25 protein-coding genes and 1 pseudogene are annotated in these 19566 nt (G+C 41.0%); 19 read left to right on the top strand and 7 right to left on the bottom strand.

What is annotated here, in order from left to right:
* The 17 genes and pseudogenes from K8S13_RS19000 to K8S13_RS18920 all read left to right on the top strand — a co-directional run.
* Positions 1–314: pseudogene (locus tag K8S13_RS19000) on the top strand (gamma-glutamyl-phosphate reductase); the annotation flags it as partial.
* Between the two features lie 9 nt (positions 315–323).
* Positions 324–1451, top strand: coding sequence for a glutamate 5-kinase (gene proB, locus K8S13_RS18995; protein WP_291465002.1), 1128 nt, complete (start codon positions 324–326; stop codon positions 1449–1451).
* A 233-nt stretch (positions 1452–1684) separates the two neighbouring features.
* Positions 1685–2062, top strand: coding sequence for a response regulator (locus K8S13_RS18990; protein WP_291465001.1), 378 nt, complete (start codon positions 1685–1687; stop codon positions 2060–2062).
* A 52-nt stretch (positions 2063–2114) separates the two neighbouring features.
* Positions 2115–3371 (top strand): electron transfer complex subunit TmcD, encoded by a 1257-nt coding sequence (gene tmcD / locus K8S13_RS18985; protein ID WP_291464999.1) that lies wholly within the window; start codon positions 2115–2117, stop codon positions 3369–3371.
* A gap of 27 nt (positions 3372–3398) precedes the next feature.
* A complete protein-coding gene (gene tmcC, locus K8S13_RS18980) occupies positions 3399–4058 on the top strand; it encodes a TmcC family electron transfer complex membrane anchor subunit (RefSeq protein WP_291464997.1) in 660 nt (219 codons plus the stop codon).
* A 20-nt stretch (positions 4059–4078) separates the two neighbouring features.
* Entirely contained in the window at positions 4079–5446 is a 1368-nt protein-coding gene (gene tmcB, locus K8S13_RS18975; protein ID WP_291464995.1) for an electron transfer complex ferredoxin TmcB, read from the top strand.
* 1 nt (position 5447) lies between these two features.
* Complete coding sequence (gene tmcA, locus K8S13_RS18970) at positions 5448–5828, top strand: acidic tetraheme cytochrome c3 TmcA (protein WP_291464994.1); 381 nt, start codon at positions 5448–5450, stop codon at positions 5826–5828.
* An 11-nt stretch (positions 5829–5839) separates the two neighbouring features.
* A complete protein-coding gene (gene divK, locus K8S13_RS18965) occupies positions 5840–6190 on the top strand; it encodes a DVU0259 family response regulator domain-containing protein (RefSeq protein WP_291464992.1) in 351 nt (116 codons plus the stop codon).
* A gap of 59 nt (positions 6191–6249) precedes the next feature.
* A complete protein-coding gene (locus K8S13_RS18960; RefSeq protein WP_291464991.1) occupies positions 6250–7143 on the top strand; it encodes a universal stress protein in 894 nt (297 codons plus the stop codon).
* Positions 7144–7186: 43 nt separating this feature from the next.
* Positions 7187–7417: a hypothetical protein gene (locus K8S13_RS18955; protein ID WP_291464990.1), complete on the top strand. Its 231-nt coding sequence runs from the start codon at positions 7187–7189 to the stop codon at positions 7415–7417.
* Positions 7401–8255 carry an N-formylglutamate amidohydrolase gene (locus K8S13_RS18950; protein WP_291464988.1) on the top strand — a complete coding sequence of 285 codons (855 nt, stop codon included), beginning with the start codon at positions 7401–7403 and terminating at the stop codon, positions 8253–8255. Before K8S13_RS18955 ends, K8S13_RS18950 begins: the two co-directional genes overlap by 17 nt.
* Before the next feature lie 38 nt (positions 8256–8293).
* Entirely contained in the window at positions 8294–8992 is a 699-nt protein-coding gene (locus tag K8S13_RS18945) for an MBL fold metallo-hydrolase (protein ID WP_291464986.1), read from the top strand.
* Positions 8993–9132: 140 nt separating this feature from the next.
* On the top strand, positions 9133–9984 hold the full coding sequence (speD, locus tag K8S13_RS18940; RefSeq protein WP_291464984.1) for an adenosylmethionine decarboxylase: 852 nt from the start codon (positions 9133–9135) through the stop codon (positions 9982–9984).
* Between the two features lie 7 nt (positions 9985–9991).
* Complete coding sequence (gene speE, locus K8S13_RS18935) at positions 9992–10876, top strand: spermidine synthase (protein WP_291464983.1); 885 nt, start codon at positions 9992–9994, stop codon at positions 10874–10876.
* 2 nt (positions 10877–10878) lie between these two features.
* Positions 10879–11307, top strand: a complete 429-nt coding sequence (locus K8S13_RS18930) for a GNAT family N-acetyltransferase (protein WP_291464982.1) — start codon at positions 10879–10881, stop codon at positions 11305–11307.
* Between the two features lie 4 nt (positions 11308–11311).
* Complete coding sequence (locus K8S13_RS18925; RefSeq protein ID WP_291464981.1) at positions 11312–12244, top strand: phosphatidylglycerol lysyltransferase domain-containing protein; 933 nt, start codon at positions 11312–11314, stop codon at positions 12242–12244.
* 109 nt (positions 12245–12353) lie between these two features.
* A complete protein-coding gene (locus K8S13_RS18920; RefSeq protein WP_291464979.1) occupies positions 12354–12497 on the top strand; it encodes a hypothetical protein in 144 nt (47 codons plus the stop codon).
* A 65-nt stretch (positions 12498–12562) separates the two neighbouring features.
* Here the strand turns inward: K8S13_RS18920 and K8S13_RS18915 are convergent, their stop codons facing one another.
* The 7 genes from K8S13_RS18915 to K8S13_RS18885 form a co-directional block, all read right to left on the bottom strand.
* Positions 12563–13510 carry a biotin-dependent carboxyltransferase family protein gene (locus tag K8S13_RS18915; RefSeq protein ID WP_291464977.1) on the bottom strand — a complete coding sequence of 316 codons (948 nt, stop codon included), beginning with the start codon at positions 13508–13510 and terminating at the stop codon, positions 12563–12565.
* Positions 13510–14220 carry a 5-oxoprolinase subunit PxpB gene (pxpB, locus tag K8S13_RS18910; RefSeq protein WP_291464976.1) on the bottom strand — a complete coding sequence of 237 codons (711 nt, stop codon included), beginning with the start codon at positions 14218–14220 and terminating at the stop codon, positions 13510–13512. Before pxpB ends, K8S13_RS18915 begins: the two co-directional genes overlap by 1 nt.
* Positions 14217–14993, bottom strand: coding sequence for a LamB/YcsF family protein (locus K8S13_RS18905; RefSeq protein WP_291464975.1), 777 nt, complete (start codon positions 14991–14993; stop codon positions 14217–14219). The genes pxpB and K8S13_RS18905 overlap by 4 nt, the downstream gene beginning before the upstream one ends.
* A 21-nt stretch (positions 14994–15014) precedes the next feature.
* Positions 15015–16325: a TRAP transporter large permease subunit gene (locus tag K8S13_RS18900; protein WP_291464973.1), complete on the bottom strand. Its 1311-nt coding sequence runs from the start codon at positions 16323–16325 to the stop codon at positions 15015–15017.
* Entirely contained in the window at positions 16325–16828 is a 504-nt protein-coding gene (locus K8S13_RS18895) for a TRAP transporter small permease subunit (protein ID WP_291464971.1), read from the bottom strand. Before K8S13_RS18895 ends, K8S13_RS18900 begins: the two co-directional genes overlap by 1 nt.
* 105 nt (positions 16829–16933) lie before the next feature.
* A complete protein-coding gene (locus K8S13_RS18890) occupies positions 16934–17923 on the bottom strand; it encodes a TRAP transporter substrate-binding protein (RefSeq protein WP_291464970.1) in 990 nt (329 codons plus the stop codon).
* Positions 17924–17982: 59 nt separating this feature from the next.
* Entirely contained in the window at positions 17983–18675 is a 693-nt protein-coding gene (locus K8S13_RS18885) for a GntR family transcriptional regulator (RefSeq protein WP_291464968.1), read from the bottom strand.
* Positions 18676–18800: 125 nt separating this feature from the next.
* Here K8S13_RS18885 and K8S13_RS18880 point away from each other — a divergent pair, with 125 nt between their 5' ends.
* Together K8S13_RS18880 and K8S13_RS18875 are read left to right on the top strand one after the other, a co-directional pair.
* Positions 18801–19052, top strand: a complete 252-nt coding sequence (locus K8S13_RS18880; RefSeq protein ID WP_291464966.1) for a biotin/lipoyl-containing protein — start codon at positions 18801–18803, stop codon at positions 19050–19052.
* 31 nt (positions 19053–19083) lie between these two features.
* The coding region (locus K8S13_RS18875; protein WP_291464964.1) for a biotin carboxylase N-terminal domain-containing protein at positions 19084–19566 on the top strand (483 nt) is incomplete at its 3' end.

Raw genomic sequence — 19566 nt, 5'->3', positions numbered from 1 at the left:
ATCAATACGGATCAGGCCACACAGATGTGATTGTTACAGGAGATAAAAAAAGAGCCCTTTATTTTATGGATCATGCAGATACGGCAGATGCTTTTGTCAATTGCAGCTCCAGGTTTGCGGATGGGTTCAGGTTTGGTCTGGGCGCTGAGGTGGGCATCAGCACCAATAAAATTCATGCACGGGGGCCGGTGGGCCTTGAAGGCCTTATGATTTACCAGTGGCGGCTGATGGGTGACGGGCATATGGTAAAAGATTATACAGGCAGGACGGCTAAACCATTTACACACAAACCATTAAACAAAGATTTCAGTTAGAGACGAGCCATGCCAAAACAACGATTGATCACTGCTAAACGGGTGGTTGTGAAATTAGGCAGTAATGTGATCACAGCAAAGAATAGTTTGAATCTGGAAGTGATTGAATCCATCTCCAATCAGATCAGTACCCTGATGGATAAAGGAATTGAGGTGATTTTAGTATCATCCGGGGCCATGGCAGCAGGCCTTCGGAGAATGGAAATGGAACGCCGTCCGGATGAGATACCAAAACGTCAGGCAATTTCAGCCATAGGCCAGAGCGGAGTGATGAATGCTTATGAAAAAAGTTTTGCCGGGTGCGATAAAAAGGTTGCCCAGATTCTTTTAACTGCTGAGGATTTGAATAACCGCAAACGGTATTTAAATGCGAGAAATACTTTGAATACTCTCATTGACTGGAAAGTTGTGCCCATCGTAAATGAGAATGATACCATCATGGTTGAGGAAATAAAATTAGGGGATAATGACAACCTTGCGGCCATGATTACCTTATTGATGGACGCTGATTTTTTATTCATTTTAACTGATATTGACGGGTTGTATAATAAAGATCCACGGCAATTTTGTGATGCAGCATTGATTCCAAGGGTGACAAGTTTTAAAAAAGAAATTGAAGAATTTGCAAGTGAAATCCCTGGGACACTTGGCACTGGAGGAATGCTCAGCAAAATTCAGGCTGCCCGGAAAGTCACTTCAGCCGGCATCCCGATGATAGTGGCCAGGGGAGATACACCCAATATGTTGCTGCATCTTTTTGATGGTGAAGCCCATGGCACATACTTTGTTCCCAAAAAAGAAAAAATGGCCAGCCGAAAATGCTGGATTGCGTATACACTTGCCCCAAAAGGAAGTATTGTTATTGATGACGGTGCTGTTCGTGCGGTCAGGCAGAATGGAAAAAGCCTGCTGCCCATAGGGGTTGTCTCCGTAGAAGGAGATTTTGAAGAAGGTGCTGCGGTCTCTTTCAAAACGCTTACCAATGAAATCATCGGAACCGGCCTGGTTAATTACAGGTCTTTTGATATCAATTTGATAAAGGGATTAAAAACCTCCCAGATAGAGGCGTGTCTTGGCGGTAAGCACTATGATGAAATCATTCATCGCAATAATCTTGTGCTGAATGATTGTTGCTAGACCTGACTTCTAAAGTTTTCTAAATTTAGAAAGATTTCTAAATTATTTTCGTATTTTTTATAAATATTGGAAAATTCATAAATGATCATTCAAGGTAAACCTTTCTAATATCTTGGTTTTATAGATTAAATTCATAGATTTTTTACTGGCATGGTTTCTGCTTTGTCCTTTTAAGATTATTTTTTTAGGATTAAAGTGCCATAAGGTATTAAACAATTTATTATCAGGATCAAATGGCTAAAAAGAATAAAAAATCACCACAGATTATGTTCATTGATAACGATGAGCATGTTCGTGATTCCCTAAAAGTCTTCTTTGATAGCAGCCAGATGGACCTTTTGATATTTCAATCTGCATCTGAAGGATTGAATTCTCTCAAATATCAGAAAATTGACATGGTAATTTCAGATTATTTTTTACCGGACATGAACGGCGTTGAGTTTTTGAACCGGGTTGCAAAGACTAATCCGGATATCACAAGAATTCTAATGGCAACAATTATCAATGATGACCTTAAACTTGAAATAATTAAAGCCGGAATAGATCGTTTCATTGAAAAACCCTTGACAATAACTTCGTTGGATATAATTATTAGCGAATTAACAAAATGAGCAACGAATCTGAAAGATAATGAGCGTTTATCAGAAAATTTCGGAGATAAAAATGGAAGAAAACAAATCTTTTGACTGGAGTACGGATTTAAAGGAAGTACCTGTCCGGGAGTGGGAAGACCGGTTTACCTGGGTGGAGGAACCTTATGTCAGTCCGGATGGGGAAACCATTGCAAGCATTGTAAATGTCGAGGAAGGCGTATTCACAGTGTGTGAAAATGGTGAAGCCTGGGACAAGGAATATGAAAAGGCCTGGGGTTTGAGGCCATTGCCTGATGGAAAGTTTGCTGCCTGTGTCAGCAGTGACGAGGAATGGACATTGAGCATCAGTGGCACTGAATGGGAGAACTGGTTTGATTTTATCTGGAATTTACAGATGAATCAAGACGGTTCAAGTCTGAGTCTGGCCGTTCAAACAGATATGAAATATGGAATGGCTGTCAATGATAAACCCTGGGACCAGCTGTATGAAAACATCAATGAAATGGTGTTGAGTGATACCGGCAACGTTGCAGCTGTCGTGCAGGTGACACCAATGACACAGGCGGATATTGAAGTTTTTAAACAAGGGATTTTTTCTTGTGCGGTTAATGGAAAGGCAATTGAGAAGAATTTTTTTAACATTTGGGATATCAGCTTTGATTCAACCGGTAAAAATGTTGCCTATGGTGTGAGACTGGATCGAACCAACTATACCATTGTTGTTAATGATACTGCCTGGGATAAAAAATTCCAATCCGTGTGGAAACCTGTGTTTTTTTCTGGAGGAAGTTCAGTCATCGCACCGGTAAAACAAGATGGCAAATGGGCGATTTATAAAGATGATCAAGCTTTCTGGAAGACCCAGTACAACCAGATCTGGAAACTTGCGGTTTCACAAAAGACCGGAAATATAGCAGCCATTGCATCGGACAAATTTGGGAAATGGACCATTGCTGAAAATGATAAGACTTGGGATGTTACAGCGGATCAGATGATTTCAGAAATTTTTTATTCCAAAGATGGTTCTACTCTGGTTGCCGTTCTCAAAGATAAGGAAACCTGGACACTTGCGGTCAATCAAAAAAAATGGGACCTTGAGGCAGATAAGGTGTTTCATCCGTGTATCAGTTCGGATGGTAACATTGTTTCAGTCGTAATTGAAAAAAAGGGTCAATACTTTCTGGCTGTCAACAATAGGGTGATTCCCAATGGATATGATTTTATGGCAACACCTGTCATCAGTCCCGATAACACAAAAATTTTACAAAAAGCAGTGAAAGACGGTGTGTATCAACGGATTATTATGTCAATGGACAAGATTTTGTAAAAGGATGTTCAACCAAAGGAGACAAATATGAATGCCTTTATAGATTTTATTATGGGGCCAATGGTCTGGGTCGCTTTTTTGATTTTCATACTCGGCCTGATATTTAAAATTGTTATCATTATCAAAGATGTGAATGAAAGGGAGTCATTTGTTTATTCGTATTTGACCCTGAAACACAGCTTTAGATCGATCTTTGCCTGGTTAATTCCGTTTTTTCCTCAAAGTACCAAACAAAGCCCGGTTTTTTATTCAATATCCTACATCTTTCACCTGCTTCTCTTTATTGTACCCATCTTTTTGATGTCCCATATTGTTTTGATCAATGAAGCTTTCCAGGTCTCCTGGATAGCACTGGATGACGGCCTGGCTGATATACTAACGCTTATTGTTATCTTTGCGCTGGTGTTTTTTGCCATTCGCAGACAAAGGGTTCCGGAAGTGAAGTATTTAACATCCTTTAAAGATTATATCTTAATATTAATTGTTGCATTGCCTTTTATTACAGGCTTTCTGGCATATCACCAGTTTTTTTTATACAAATGGATGGTTATAGCTCATGTGATCTCGGGTGAGATTATGCTCATCCTCATACCGTTCTCAAGATTCTCCCATATGATTGTTGCCCCGTTAACTAGGGCTTACATGGGGTCTGAATTCGGAAATGTCAGACATGCAAAAGACTGGTAATCAGTTATAAGGAGATAAAAATGCCAAATGAGATAAAAATAAAGGATGAATCAACCACTGTGAAAGAAAAATGTACAGATGAAGCTGTTGAAACAGGGTTGGCCAGGCTTACACCGGAAAGAATAAAAAACACCATTAACCAGGTGCTTCAAGATGAGACCGGACCCAGATTTAAAGCCTATGTCGAGACATGCATGCACTGCGGCCTTTGTGCGGAAGCCTGCGTGTATTTCCTCTCAAATGACCGTGATCCTGCCTTTTCCCCGGCAGGAAAGGTAAAACAGACGATCTGGGAAATGCTGGATAAAAAGGGAGAAGTATCAATAGATTTTCTCAGACGAGCTGTCCATATTTCCTATACGGAATGTAATGTCTGTAAACGGTGCGCCATGTACTGCCCCTTTGGTATTGATATTGCCTATTTGATGCTGATGGTGCGAAGAATTTGCCATAAACTTGAAATTACCCCTTTATACATTCAGGATACGGTGAACAGCCATTCTGCCACTATGAACCAGATGTGGGTGAAGGAGGATGAATGGATTGATACCCTTCAATGGCAGGAAGAGGATGCAAGGGAAGAGTTTGAGAATTTAAGAATCCCTCTTGATAAAGAGGGTGCGGATGTCATGTATTCGGTTATCGCACCTGAACCAAAGTTTCAGGCAGGATTAATCTACCAGACTGCAACCATTATGCATGCAGCAGGTGTCGACTGGACCATGCCCTCAACTCCGGGGTGGGACAATAGTAATATGGCCATGTATACAGGTGACAATGAAATTTCAGGGCGAATTGCCCGTGCCTTTTATGAGGCAGCGGCAAGGCTGAAGGTTAAACGTATTGTCATGGGTGAGTGCGGCCATGCTTTCCGGTCAACTTATGATGTAGGAAACCGTTGGATCGGATGGGCCATGCCGCCTTTTGAGGTTGTTCATGCCCTGGAATTTTATCATGAGCTGCTGACATCAGGTCGAATCAAGATTGCCCAAAAATATAAAAAGAGTGTAACACTCCATGACCCCTGCAATGTTTCCAGAGGAAGAGGATTGCACGATATGGCAAGGGAAGTGACCAATATGCTGTGTGAAACCTTTATTGATATGACGCCGAATCGGGAACATAATTATTGCTGCGGTGCCGGCGGCGGTGTGATCAACTGCGGCCCTCCCTATAAAGGGGAACGTATGGTGTACAACAGGGTAAAAGCAGAGCAGTTGAAGGCAACCGGTGCGGAGGTCTTGATCGCTCCCTGCCATAATTGTCACAGTGGGCTTGAAGATATTGTTGAGCATTATGATCTGAACATGGAAGTAAAGTTTTTAGGGGATATTATTTATGAAACCATGGAAAAGAAAATCTTTAAACCGGGAGACCAGGAGAATTAAGATGAAACATAAAATTGTTTTTATGGGTTTCATACTGTTTTTATTCACAGTAGTAGTTGCATTTTCCAATACTGGACTTGAAAGATTAGACAATTCAGAATTTCAAAATCCTCATAGGCCAGGTGCCGTATTTGAACATGATGACCATAATGAAATGGCAGAAATAGATGATTGTGCTGTCTGTCACCATGTGTATGAAGGTAAAAAATTGGTTGAGGATGAATCCAGTGAAGACAGTCTTTGCTCTGAATGTCATTCTTTAAAGGTAACCCCGGAAAACTCAATCCCTCTGGATGTTGCATATCATAAACGATGCAGGAGTTGCCATTTTGAAGCAAATAAGGGCCCGGTACTTTGCGGTGAATGCCATATCAAACTATAAGGAGGGATATGATGAGTAAAAAAATTATGATCGTGGATGATGATCCGGCCATAACAAAATATCTGGAAACACTTTTTACTGATAATGGGTATGAAACCTGTGTTGCGGTTGATGGTAAAAAGGCTATTGATGTGTATAACGCTGAAAAGCCGGATTTGATTACACTTGATCTTGAAATGCCTGAGGAATGGGGTCCCAGATTTTTTAGAAAAGTCAGCAAATCAAAGGGTTTTAATACACCTGTCATCGTCATCAGTGGTTTATCAAGCACGAAGTATTCGATTCCAAAGGCGGCGGCCATTTTTGGTAAGCCCTTTGATGCTCAAAAGCTTGTAGAAAAAGTTTCAGACCTTTTGAGCTGAGACCATTATTTTAAAAGGATCATTTGTAAAAAAGTGCTGTTCGTTCCTTTGAGGTCATTATGTTTAAAAAGATATTATTTGCAACAGATGCTACTCCTGTCTGCGAAATAGCTGCAAAAACCGCTTTTGAGCTTTCGGAAAAATATGGTTCTGAACTTATCCTGGTCCACGTTGTTGCTGATTTTTTCCAGGGAACCTGTCCCTTTGTCCCGGATATGCCGGGAAAAGAAAAGACACTTTCAGTCCCTGAGTATACGGCATTTGTCAAAGAAGGAATGAAAAAAAACTATGGCTTTTTAGCTAAACGATTTGGTGACCCTGAATATAAGGTTATTAAAGGAAAATCTTGGGAAGAGATTCTTAAATTTGCGCTGAAAATTAAGGTGGATTGCATTATTATGGGCGCCCATGCTCAAAAGGAAGCCTCTGCCGAAAAGACCTTGCAAAAGGTTGCACAAAAAGCGCATTGCCCGGTACTGAGCATCGCAAGACCTTGTGAAACCAGCTTCTGGTACTTTAATCGGATTATTTTTGGAACGGATTTTTCAAAGGCTTCCATGTCCGCCTTTCAATTTGCATACAAGCTGGCGGATTATATTGGGTGCAAACTGCATATTTTTCATGCACTGGATATTGAATCATCAGGAACAGGAGATATTCCCGGTCAAAAACAGATTGAAGATCAAATCAAGGAAGCAAAGGCGAGAATAGAGGAACTATATGTTTCTCAAATGGAAAATTTTGATAATTATGATATGGCTGTCTGGGAGGGAATCCCCTATGTCGAATTATTGAAATTTGCAAGGGAAACAAGCGGTGACCTTATTGTGATGGCCCATCACACAAAAGATATTGATTCTGAAAAGGCTTTTTTCAGCCATACAATTGACCAGGTGGTTTTTCGATCAGCATGTCCTGTGGTGAGCGTGAATAAATACTGTAATTTTAAATAGATTTGAAATTATGATAAATTGCAGTAAAATCTGAGGTAAAAAAATGAAAATCTGTTTCATATTATATTTTACCGGGTTGGATGTAATCAACGGCAAGCTGCTCGAAGTGAACGTTCTGAGTCCTGGCGGTATTGCCCGGATCAATAAGCTCAATCGGACAGAACTTCAGTGCAAGGTGATTGATTTTTTTGGACATGGTGTCTCCACTAGGGAGATGCGGGTCAGCCGCAAACATCATTTGTGCAAAGCCATTGAAGATGCAGACCTTATCTGAAAAAGAGATTTTCTTCCATATAAGACGGCAAGAAGTCTTTGCAGCGGTCATTGACACCGGTGCCTTCAGTATCAGGATCGATAGATATGTCCCTGCAATCTGCACGGCAATTCACGCTGGTGACAATATTCGTGATCAGATAGCCGACAGGTTGCTGTTAGACGCAAGAGAAAGAAAATACGAGGAGGACCCCTATACAGGTGATATGCTGGCCTCTTTTCCGATTGTACTGCAGGCGCTTGATTCACGTTACCAGTATGATCTGAATCGATCGCCCGAGGAATGCATCTATGAAGAGGCTTGGGGGAAAAAGGTATGGAGCAGGCCTCTTACGGTGAAGGAGCGCAGGGACAATATTTCCCTGCACGAAAGCTACTACAGAGTATTGCATACCCTTCTTGCTATTCTTGAAAAGAGATTTTCCCGTTGCATTGTCTATGACCTGCACTCCTATAATTATAAGCGTATTGCAACTACTGCCCCACTTTTTAATATCGGTACCCATTTTATTGATCGAAAATTGTATCAACCGGTTTTAGAACATCTGAAAAAGCGACTCTTGTTAGCTGAATTCCCAAATATTGAAAATGGAGTTGCCTTTGACGAGGTTTTCCAGGGCAGAGGATACCAGGCCGCTTTCATTCATGAGAATCATAGTCAAAGCCTGTGCGTCCCTCTTGAAGTCAAAAAAATGTATATGGATGAAACCACTGGAGACCCTTATCCTCTTATCCTTGAGGCAATTACCGAAACCCTGAAGCAGGCATTCAGTTACAATGCGTCTTACTTCACCAGAAGATTTGCCGGTGGAAAGGTGATCGTGAGTAATCAGGCTTGAATTTTATGGATTCAAAAATTTAAAATTTGGAAATTTCTATGTTTATTCAGCAATTTAAATATTCAACCGATAACCTGGGATATCTGGTATATTCAGCAAGCGAAGGTGTTGCCATTGATGCAGGCGCAGTAGAAGAGATATTGGCTTTTACTCAAAAGAACAATATCCATATCAAATATATCACCAATACCCATTCCCATTATGATCATACACCGGGAAATCAGGCGCTGCTTCAAAGAACAACGGCACAATTTATTGACTGCAGGCAGATAAAATCAGATCAGACCATAGATCTTGATCATGAAATTTTGGAAGTATTTCATACCCCCGGTCACACAGATGATTCAGTGACATTCAAGGCTGATGATTTTTTAGTAACAGGTGATACCTTATTTAACGGGACTATTGGTAATTGTTTTACAGGTGATCTCAATGCTTTTTTTCAATCCTTAAAACGCCTGACCTCTTTGCCGAAAGATACCAAAATTTATGGGGGTCATGATTATGTGATCGAATCCATGAAGATGGCAACAATTATTGAAAAAGATAACCCGTATATTGAAGAATATCTTAAAAAATATAATTTCGGCTTGATCGTATCCACTATAGAGGATGAATTAAAGGCAAATCCTTACGTAAGATTTAATGCACCCGCCATGATAGAAAATTTACAGGAAAAGGACCTGCCAATAGATACAGAGTTTGCCAGATTTAATTCAATAATGGAAATATATTGAAGGCCTGTTTCTAATTTCCTGACTCCCCCCTTGATCATTCATTATTTAGGTCTTATCATTAAGCTCAATATTTTTTTGGGTGTCCTGTGGTTTTGCAGGATAATAATAAATATTTTTATTCATTATTGGAGACAGTATTATTGCTTGATAAAAATATTAAATTTGTTGGTGATTCTCAGCAGGATACATGTTTTGCCTTGGGAAGGCAGTTGACCATTGAGTATTATGAATGCGGAGTAAAAGCCCTTTTAGACAAAGACCGGGTTGAAAAAACGCTGTTGAAAGCAGCAAAAGAGAGTGGTGCAACGATCATCAGTTCTTTATTTCATAAATTTGACCCCCAGGGAATCAGTGGTGTTGTCGTGATAGCAGAATCACATTTTACAGTTCATGCGTGGCCGGAACATGATTATGCTGCAGTGGATATTTTTACCTGCGGAGACAGCATAAACCTGGAAGTTGCTATCAATTCCATGAAAAATTCTTTTGAATCTGAAAATGTTGTTATTTCTTCTGATCAAAACAGAGGAGTTATTTCCAAACCCTTTGAACAAAAAAATGTCGGCCAAAGCATTAAAAATTTGGACATTAAAAATTCAAAGATTTATCCGATTTCCTGGAAAAAAGAGTATGAAAGAAAAAATCCCTGGGGAGTTTTAACTTCTGTGGATATTTATGAGAGTGACCCACAGATTATCAGGGATGCAAAAAGCATTGAACGATTTGTCTATAAATTGTGTGACCTGATTGATATGAAACGATTTGGGGAATGCCAGGTCGTCCATTTTGGAGAAGATGAAAAAGTCGAAGGGTTCAGTATGACCCAGCTCATTGAGACCTCCTTGATTTCAGGCCATTTTGCCAATGCCTCAAATACGGTTTATCTGGATGTATTCAGTTGTAAATTTTATGAGCCCCGGGAGATTGCAGAATTTGCCACATCATTTTTCAAAGGGGATTATTATAAAATGCAGATCGCTTTAAGGCAGTAAATTAAAGATGGAGACTTTTAGTAAAATAATAGACGGCTGGTTTTCGGAAATCTGCCCCATGTGGCCCGGGATATCATTATCTCTTGAGATTGACGAGGTTCTTTACAGTAAAAAAAGTAAATTTCAGCAGATTGATATGTATCAGACCAGAAATCATGGCAAAATGCTTGTTCTGGATGGGATTATTCAATTGACTCAGTCGGACGAATTTGTATACCAGGAGATGCTGGCCCATATTCCTTTGTTTGCACATCCCAACCCTGAAAATGTTCTGGTCATTGGTGGCGGTGATGGAGGGATATTAAGGGAGGTCGGCCGCCATGAGTGTGTAAAACACATTGATTTTTGTGAAGTTGATGAAGATGTTATCAAAGTGTCCAAGGAGTTTTTGCCTGATCTTGCCTGTGGATTTGATGATACCAGGGTCAGGGTTCATATAGCAGATGGCAATGCCTTTGTTCATGAGCAAAAAAATAAATATGATGTGATAATTGTGGATTCCTCGGACCCCATCGGTCCTGGCGAAGTTTTGTTTGAACGACCGTTTTACGAAAGCTTAAAAGGTGCATTAAGACAAAATGGGATTATTGCTACCCAGGGGGAATCTTTTTTTCTTCATAAGGAGTGCGTTATCAATCTTGTGAAAATTACAACAGATCTGTTCCCGGTTCATGCATACTCCCATTTTCTGGTGCCAACGTATCCGGGCGGTCATCTTGGCATTAACCTCGGATCTTTAGGTCCGGAACTAAAAAAACCGTGTCGAATTATTTCTGAAGATTTTCAGAAACAATTAAAATATTATTGTCCCGAAATACATGAAGCCTCCTTTGTTTTGCCCTATTTTGCCCAAAAGATGTTTGAATCCATAAAATCAAAGAAAAGTCTTTAAAAATGTCAGAAGACCCTTCAGCCCAACTTATCATAAAAACCATTAAAGCAGCTTCAATGGAAGAGTTGATCCAGCTTTATAAGGAAGCCGGATGGTGGGAGCCTTCCTATGACTGCCATCCTGAATTTTTAAATTATATTGTGAAAAATTCAGCTCTTTTTGTGGGCGCTTTTTTGGGAAAAAAGCTCATTGGAATGGGCAGGGCCCTTTCCGATCTTTCAAGTGATGCTTATATTCAGGACGTTGCAGTGTTAAAGGAATTCAGGGGCAAAGGGATTGGTAAAAAAATTATTCAAACGTTAATAGAAAAATTAAAGGAAAACAATGTTGACTGGATCGGCCTTGTGGCCCAGCCGGGAACATCTTCCTTTTATAAGGAACTTGGATTTGAAATACTTAAAGATCATGTTCCGTTAAAATATAAGGGCTGATAAAATGGTGATGGCAGAAGCGGTTTTCCAGGTACCGCAAAAAATTAAATTTCCGGAATTTAATCCATTTGTATTAAAAGATCAGGAGCTCATTCAAATATATATTGATACGTTTAAGCCTTTTTCCTGTGAGTATAATTTTTCAAATCTTTACGCGTGGCAGGATGCTTACAAACTATCATGGACCCTGTACCAGGAACGGCTTTTGGTTTATGATGAGATCTCTCAATGTGCATTTATGCCCCTGGGTAAAGACTTTTGTCCTGAAGAGCTTGTCATTTTATCATTAAATATGAAAAATGCAGGTCTTACACCTGAATTCAGCCTTGTAGCATCAGGCTATTTAAAAAAATTTTCTGAAATTGAAAATTATTTTATCATCAAAGAAGAGCCGGATTATGCAGAATACATTTATGATGTTGATAAGCTGTGCGAACTTACCGGTAAAAAACTTCATAAAAAAAGAAACTTGATTTCACAATTCAAACGAACCTATCCTGATTTTAAAGTGCATCCGTTAAAAGGCGAGGCCAGACATAAAGCCCTGGGCTTAGCACAAAGTCTGATGTTTAGGGGTAAAAGACGATCTCATACCCTTGATCAGGAGTTTGGGGCCATGGAGATATCATTTGATTCTTTTGATCAACTGGGTCTGGAGGGACTTGCCATAACAGTGGGAAACAAGGTGGTTGCTTTTTCAGTTTTCAGTCAGTTGAATCATTCAACCTATGATATTCAGTTTGAGAAATCTGATATGGATTTTAAGGGATCAGCCCAGGTGATCAACCATGAGACTGCAAAATTTCTTAAAAATAAATGTCAATACTTGAATCGGGAGCAGGATCTTGGTATTAAGGGCCTTCGTCAGGCAAAAATGTCATATGATCCTGAAAAATTGATCACAATGTATCGTCTTATTTTTGCTCCTCCGAATTAGTGGGCAAGGATTTATTTGATACCCTGATGAAGAATGCAGAACATCAATTGTCCGGGTTGCAGAACCGGTAATATTAAAAAAAAAGGAATCCATCACAAAGGAGCAAACTTTGATCAAAACAAACTATTCATTTGAAAAACGTCAGAAAGAATTGGCAAAGAAAAAGAAGAAAGAGGAAAAAAGGCAACGCAAGCTTGCGAAAAAGAAAAATTCTAACGGGGAAAAGGAGAACCTTTCCCTTCCGGAAGATTAACAGCTTTACGTTTTTTTTTAACCAAAGATAGTCTATACCATAGGATTGATTCTGGATTGAATGCATCAACGGTTTGAAAAGATTTTTTTTATGGTGTTGATTTTATTCTGTTCTTCAATGACAAGGAGATGGGCGGTATTTAAATCAATCTTTTTAAATCTGATGGTATCCCCCGGGGTTGCCTGAGCAACAACGGAAAGATCCGAAGAGATAATGGTAGCAATTTTTGCATATCCGCCAACCGTCTGTTCAACCAAAAGAATGATGGGTTGTTGGTCAGGCGGTATCTGGATGCTTCCGGGCATGGAGGGTTCTGAAATAATGCTTTCCGGCATACCGTCCTTAATACGGATAGATTCTCCCTGTAATCGGTATCCCATACGATCCGCCCTGGCGGTTACTATATATTCGGATTGAAATAGAGTTATAATACCGGCATCAAAATAATCATCCTGGGGGCCCGGGATGGCTCTAACAACAGTATGGGTTGGGTAGACAGGTATAAACTTATGGGGGATTATTCGTTCTTTTATTAATAAGGGGATATCCCGGGTTTCAAGGATATCACCTTTTTGAAGGGGACGTCCTTTAAATCCACCGATCTTACCTCCCACGTATGTGGAAAAGCTTCCCATAATTTCAGGAACATTAACACCGCCGCTAAAAGCGAGATAGGCGCGGCATCCTGACTGTACCTGACCGATGTTGACAATATCTCCCGGATTTACACGTATGGAACGCCATTGGTCTACAGAATTTTCATTGATTCTTATCCCCATGTTTGCACCGGTCAGGGCAATATCCATCTCTTTTTTGATCTCAAGGGAGGGGCCCATGACAGTCAGTTCCATGGCAGCAGTGTTTTCGGAGTTGCCCACCAGAAGATTTGCCAAGGCAAAGGCAAAATAGTCCAAGGCCCCTGAAACGGGGACTCCCATGTGTTGATATCCGAATCTGCCCTTATCCTGGGTAGTTGTATATCCCCCCGGAGCTAAAACCTTTATGGCATCCATTAGTTTTCTTCCTTTTTTCTCAGGCTTGTATATTCCTTTCTGGTAATGGGGATAAATTTAATCTTGTCTCCTGCTTTATAGAGGAATGGATTCTTGCGCCGGGGTGCAAAAAGCTTTAAAGGGGTTCTCCCGATAATCTGCCATCCGCCCGGGCTCTCAATTGGGTACATGCCTGTCTGATTGTTTGCAATACCGACGGAACCATCGGGTACAGCCATTCGGGGAGTTTTGAGCCTTGGTGTAAATAATTTTTTATTGAGTCCTCCTAAGAAAGGAAAGCCCGGAGTGAAACCGACCATGTAAATCAGGTATTCAGGCTCGCTATGGAGCTTTACAACATCTTCCCTGCAAAGGTTGGCGGATTTTTCTACATTTTCAATATCCGGGCCGAATTCCCCACCATAGCATACTGGAATTTCTACAATCTTGCAGGATTCGGTATCTGTTTTTTCAAGGGTGTTTTCAATACCTTTAATGGCGCTCACAAGTTTTTCGGGACGGGTAATTAAAGGATCGTAAATTAACAAAAGAGAGCGGTAAGTGGGAATGATTTCTATAACTCCCCGGGGAGCGTTTTTATTTAATGCCGCGGCCATGGCTCTTACTTTTGCATTGATATCAGGATCAATCTCCTGTCCGAATTCAATGATAAAACCCCGGTCTCCTGCGTTGCGAAAGATTGGTTTTTCAAACACCCCAATTTGCATCATGCAGCAGGTCTCCCCATGGGTGTTACTTTTATATCATTTGTTTCAAGAATTATTTTTATGTTTTTAACAAGGTCTATTGCTGCAAGATTGTCGCCATGAACGCACAAGGTCTGGACCTCAAGCTCAATGATTGTGCCATCAACTGCTTTTACAAAGCCATTGGCCATATCAAGGGCTCTTTTGGCAACAAAATCAGGATCTGAGATCACAGCTCCGGGTTCTTTTCTGGGCACAAGGGTGCCTTCGGGCGTATAGGCCCTGTCCGGGAATGCTTCATAAACAACTTTAAGTCCCAGGCTTTGTCCCATTCGTCTCATGGTTTCTCCTTTTTTGCCAGCCAGAGCAACAAAATACAGATCAGGATCGAAATTCATGATACCTTCGGCAACAGCTCTTGAAATGGTTTCATTTTCAACGGCATCAAGATAAAGCGCTCCATGGGGTTTTATATGCTGAAGATTTGCACCGTGGATTTTGCAAAAGGCCTTGAGGGCACCCATCTGATATACAAGATACTGTCTGATTTCTTCCGGTGTCAGGGCCATGCTTCTGCGGCCAAAACCTAAGAGATCCGGATATCCCGGGTGGGCGCCGATTTTCACATTGTTTTCAAGGGCCATCCTGACGGTCTTGTTCATGACTATGGGGTCACCGGCATGGAAACCGCAGGCAATGTTTGCGGAGCTGATGTGCTGCATCACCTCCTCGTCCATGCCAAGTGTATAAGCACCAAAGCTTTCTCCCATATCACAGTTTAGATCTATTGTTTTCATAGGACATCCTTTATCAATTATTTATTTTGCTGCCATCAATTCCGGCAGATATAAAGCGATTTCCGGAAAAATAGTCAAAATTGCTGTTGTTAATAACATTAAAAAAAAGAAGGGTAAAGCATATCCTGCAATCTTCATGATGGGCTCTCCGGTCAGGTTCTGGATGACAAAAAGATTAAACCCGACAGGCGGTGTAATCTGGCTGACTTCCACCATTAATATAAGATAGATCCCAAACCATATGGGATCAAACCCTGCGGCCGTCACCATGGGAAGGGCAATGGGAAGGGTCATGACAACAATGGAAAACCCGTCCAGAAGGCAACCCAATACAATATAAAATCCGCCCAGAAGAATCATGAGCATGTATGGAGAAAGGTCCATCTGAATAATGGAATGGGTAATGGCAGCAGGAATCCCTAAAAATCCCATTGTTCTGGATAAGAATCCTGCACCCACGACGATGAGCATGATCATGGCATTGGTTTTTACAGCACCTTTCAGGCATTCAAGAAATATTTTTAACGTCATTTGGCGGTTGATGACAGCAAACAGCAAGGCACCGAAAACTCCCAGGGCTGCAGCTTCCGTGGGTGTGGCATATCCTCCGTAAATGCTGCCTAACACCATTAATATCAGCACCAATGTCGGGGCAAGATCTTTGAGTCCTATTAAACGGTCTGTCCAGGAATAGCTTTCCTGGCTTCGGGGTGCAATCTCAGGATTTTTGATTCCTCTGTAAATGATATAGGCAGAATAAATTCCCGCCAGGAGCAGGCCGGGTAAAATACCTGCTGCGAACATTTTTCCGATGGAAACTTCGGCCAGAATGGCATAGACAATCATGATTAACGAGGGCGGTATCAGAAAACCCAGAGTCCCTGCACCGGCTAGAGATCCCATGGAAAGACTACGGTCATATCCAAGTTTATCAAATTCAGCCAGGGTGATCCGTCCCACTGTTGCAGTTGTGGCGGCACTGGAACCGGATATGGCGGCAAAAAGTGTGCAGGACACGATATTCATAAGTAAAAGACCGCCGGGGAGACGATAAAGCCAGGGGACAAGAGCCTTGAATAGTTTTTCGGAAATCCCGGATCGATACAGGATTTCACCCATGAGGATAAACAGGGGCAGGGCAACATACTCCCATTTTTCAATGGTGGCCCATACAGATGATGCCATATTGTTTCCGGCAGGAAGGGAAGAAAAAAAGGTCATGCCGATAAAACCGACAATAAAAAGGGAAAATCCTACCCAGATTCCGGCAGACAGGAGTAAAAAGAGAACGCCGAATACAATGATCGTCATGAACAGGAGTTCTGTTTCCATTATACGATTTCCTCTTTAGTTTTAATTGCGGCCCAGGTCTTAACACTTGTTGCAGCGAGTTGAATAAAAAAACAGGCCGCACCAATGAGCATGACGGCCTGGGGAATCCAAATGGGTGTATTGGTCAGGGTTCCTGATGTGGATTCATATCGCAGGGTCGATTTTACCATTTTAAAAAGATACCACCATAAATATCCCATGAAAACAGTCGTAATCAAAGTTGCAATAAAGGTGATGATCCTTTCCATTTTTTCAGGCAGGAATCCTAAGATAAGGGTAATTCTGATATGTCCTTTTTCCTTAAGGCAGTATCCGGCTCCCATGAAGATTATAGCTGCAAGCCCATATGCACTGTACTCGTCGGCAATCAGTGTGGTCTTTTTAAATATGTTCCATAAAAATATTTCCAATAGAATCAACAGGGTCATCAATCCTAAAATAACAGCGGAAATATTTGCCATTACATCGCTTAAATAATCGGACAGCTTTACAAGCTTATTCATTGTTGTCACCAGGAGTTAGGATAATGGACAGGAGATCCTGTCCATTATCAAATTTAATGAATCAGCAGGCAGCAGATCTATTTTTACAGCCTGCTTAAAAGGAGTCTAACGACCTGTAATTTTGTCATATTCCTTTAAAATAGCCTGGGCGTCAGCTCCTGCTTTCTTTGCCCATTGAGTCCTTAACTTTTCACCGATTGCATTAAGTTCAGTACGGAACTGCTTGCTCACAGGATCAATTGTCATTCCATTTTCAATCAGGGTGGCACGGCTTTTACGATCCATGTCTCCTGCAAGGTTCCACATTTCATCTTCCATCTGGATGGCAATTTCAAGCACTGTGGCCTGGATTTTTTTATCCAGCTTATTCCAGGCATCTATATTCACATTGATCATATTTACAGGGCCCACAATATTGATGGGGGTAAAATATTTTAAAATTTCCCATGCCTTTGCATCAACACCTGAAGCCGAAGAAGTATACATGGAATCCAGGAGCCCTGCTTTCATTGCAGGATAGACTTCTGAAAAAGGCATTTTCCTGGCTGCAATACCGGTAGCTTTTCCAAAAGCCAGGCCTGTACCGTCGTATACTCTCATTTTAAGTCCGTTTAAATCAGATTCGGATTTTATAGCCCGCTGGGTGTAAATACCTGAAAAAGGCCAAATAGAGGTGTAGAGGGTCATCTGGTTGAATTTTTTCAAGTTTTTGGCATACACGGGTTTCGCCAGTTGATAAAGAAGGCGCTGCTCAAAGGCATTGGTGGAGATAAACGGCTGGGCAGTCAATGCAAGTACGGGTGCATCCCCTTCAACCATTCCTGTGGGAATTTCGGCAACGGCAAGCTGGCCTTCTGCAACAGATCTTAAAAGCTCTGGGCCTTTAAAACCAAGAGATGAACCCGGATGAAGTACAATGGTCAGTTCACCGTTTGTTGCTTTAGCAACTTCATCTGCAAATCTTTGTGCCCCTTTTGAATGAAAATTGCCGGCAGGATAGTTTAAGTGCAGGTCCCATTTCGTCTTTGCCATGGCATCGGAAAAGATGGTCAAAGCAAACATTAAACCGATTAAAATAATTAATACTTTTTTCATTTTGCTCTCCTTTTTTTCATTTGTTGATATTATAAGAGCTTTCATACGTTGGATGTCATCTAAGATGTCATATAAATTATTATCCTCTGTCTGAAAGTCTCAATGTGACCTTGCAACAATTGTTTGAGCCTGGACTTATCTTTATTAACAAGACTGTCTATTATCTGGTCATGTTCTTTGACAACCGACTCATAATGGATTTCAATAGGCCTTGCGGGATCTATTATGTTGTCATAGGACAGGTACGACAATCTTTTGGCTTCTTTCCTGGCATCATCCACCGCCCGGATTAAAAATTCATTCTGGGAACATTTTGCAAAATTCATGTGAAATTCGTGGTTTGCTTCCACCAGTTTAAAGACCTTATTTGAGAGAATGGCTTTTTTGACGGTTTCATTTGCCTGTTTCATTTTTTTTATAAAGGTTGAACAATTTTTATTAATTGCCACGTCAACCACGCCGAATTCAAAGATTACCATGCTTTCAAACATGGCTTTGGTATTCTGGAGGGTAATGGGTCTGACAATAACCCCTTTATTGGGATGGGATTCCACCATCTTTTCTCCCTGAAGTCTTACAAGGGCTTCCCGGATCGGGGTTCTGCCAATCCCTAAGTCTTCAACGAGCTGGGTTTCCTCAAGGTGCTGGCTGGGCAGATATTCAAGGCAGATGATTTTTTTGACAATGGTTTCATAGGCCGTGACTGCCAGGGGCTGTTTAGGGATTTTTTGAATTGTTACAGAGGTTTTCATTCAGTGCAAATAGTCCTTTTTTATTTAACTTTTAAGGCCAATAAAAATATACTTGACATAGATTATAAATATATGTCAAGTATATTTTAAAATATAATGCTTAATCCAAACAAAAGGAAATCATCATGGATGATAAAATTTATCAGGTTACTTCCCCGGTCATGGGGACTTTTTATTGTACGTCCTCCCCTGGTGAACCGCCTATGGTTAAAGTTGGGCAGGAGATCAAGACTTCGGATATTGTATGCGTGATTGAATCCATGAAAATATTCACAGAAATTCGAAGTGAATACGCAGGTATTGTAAAAAAAATCCTGGTGGAAAACGAAGAACCTGTCATGAAAAAACAGGCGCTTATTGTCATTGAAAAAAAATAATTTGTATTCAGCCATATAAAGTGGAGGGGTCATGGGGTTTAAACGTATCCTGATAGCCAACAGGGGTGAGATCGCCATAAGGGTCATTCGCGCATGTAAAGAAATGGGAATAAAGACGGTTGCAGTCTATTCCGATGCAGACAAGGACAGCCTGCATGTCAGGTATGCGGATGATGCCGTCAATATCGGACCGGCCTTGAGTTATAAGAGCTACTTAAATATTGATAACATCATTGGTGCAGCAAAAGAGACCAAAGCTGATGCGCTCCACCCCGGGTATGGATTTTTATCTGAGAATGCTGTTTTTGCAAAGGCCTGCCAGGACAATGGCATAACATTTATCGGTCCGTCTGCACAATGCATTGCAAAGGCAGGCAATAAATCATCAGCCAGGCAGGCATTGATTGAATTGGGTATCCCTGTGATCCCGGGAAGTGATGATATTATCTTATCTTCTGATATGGCGGGTGAGGTGGCTGATAAGGTTGGTTTTCCCGTCATCTTAAAAGCCTCC

It is taken from the genome of Desulfobacula sp., assembly GCF_021107415.1.
This window is presented reverse-complemented; position numbering and strand designations above follow the sequence as displayed.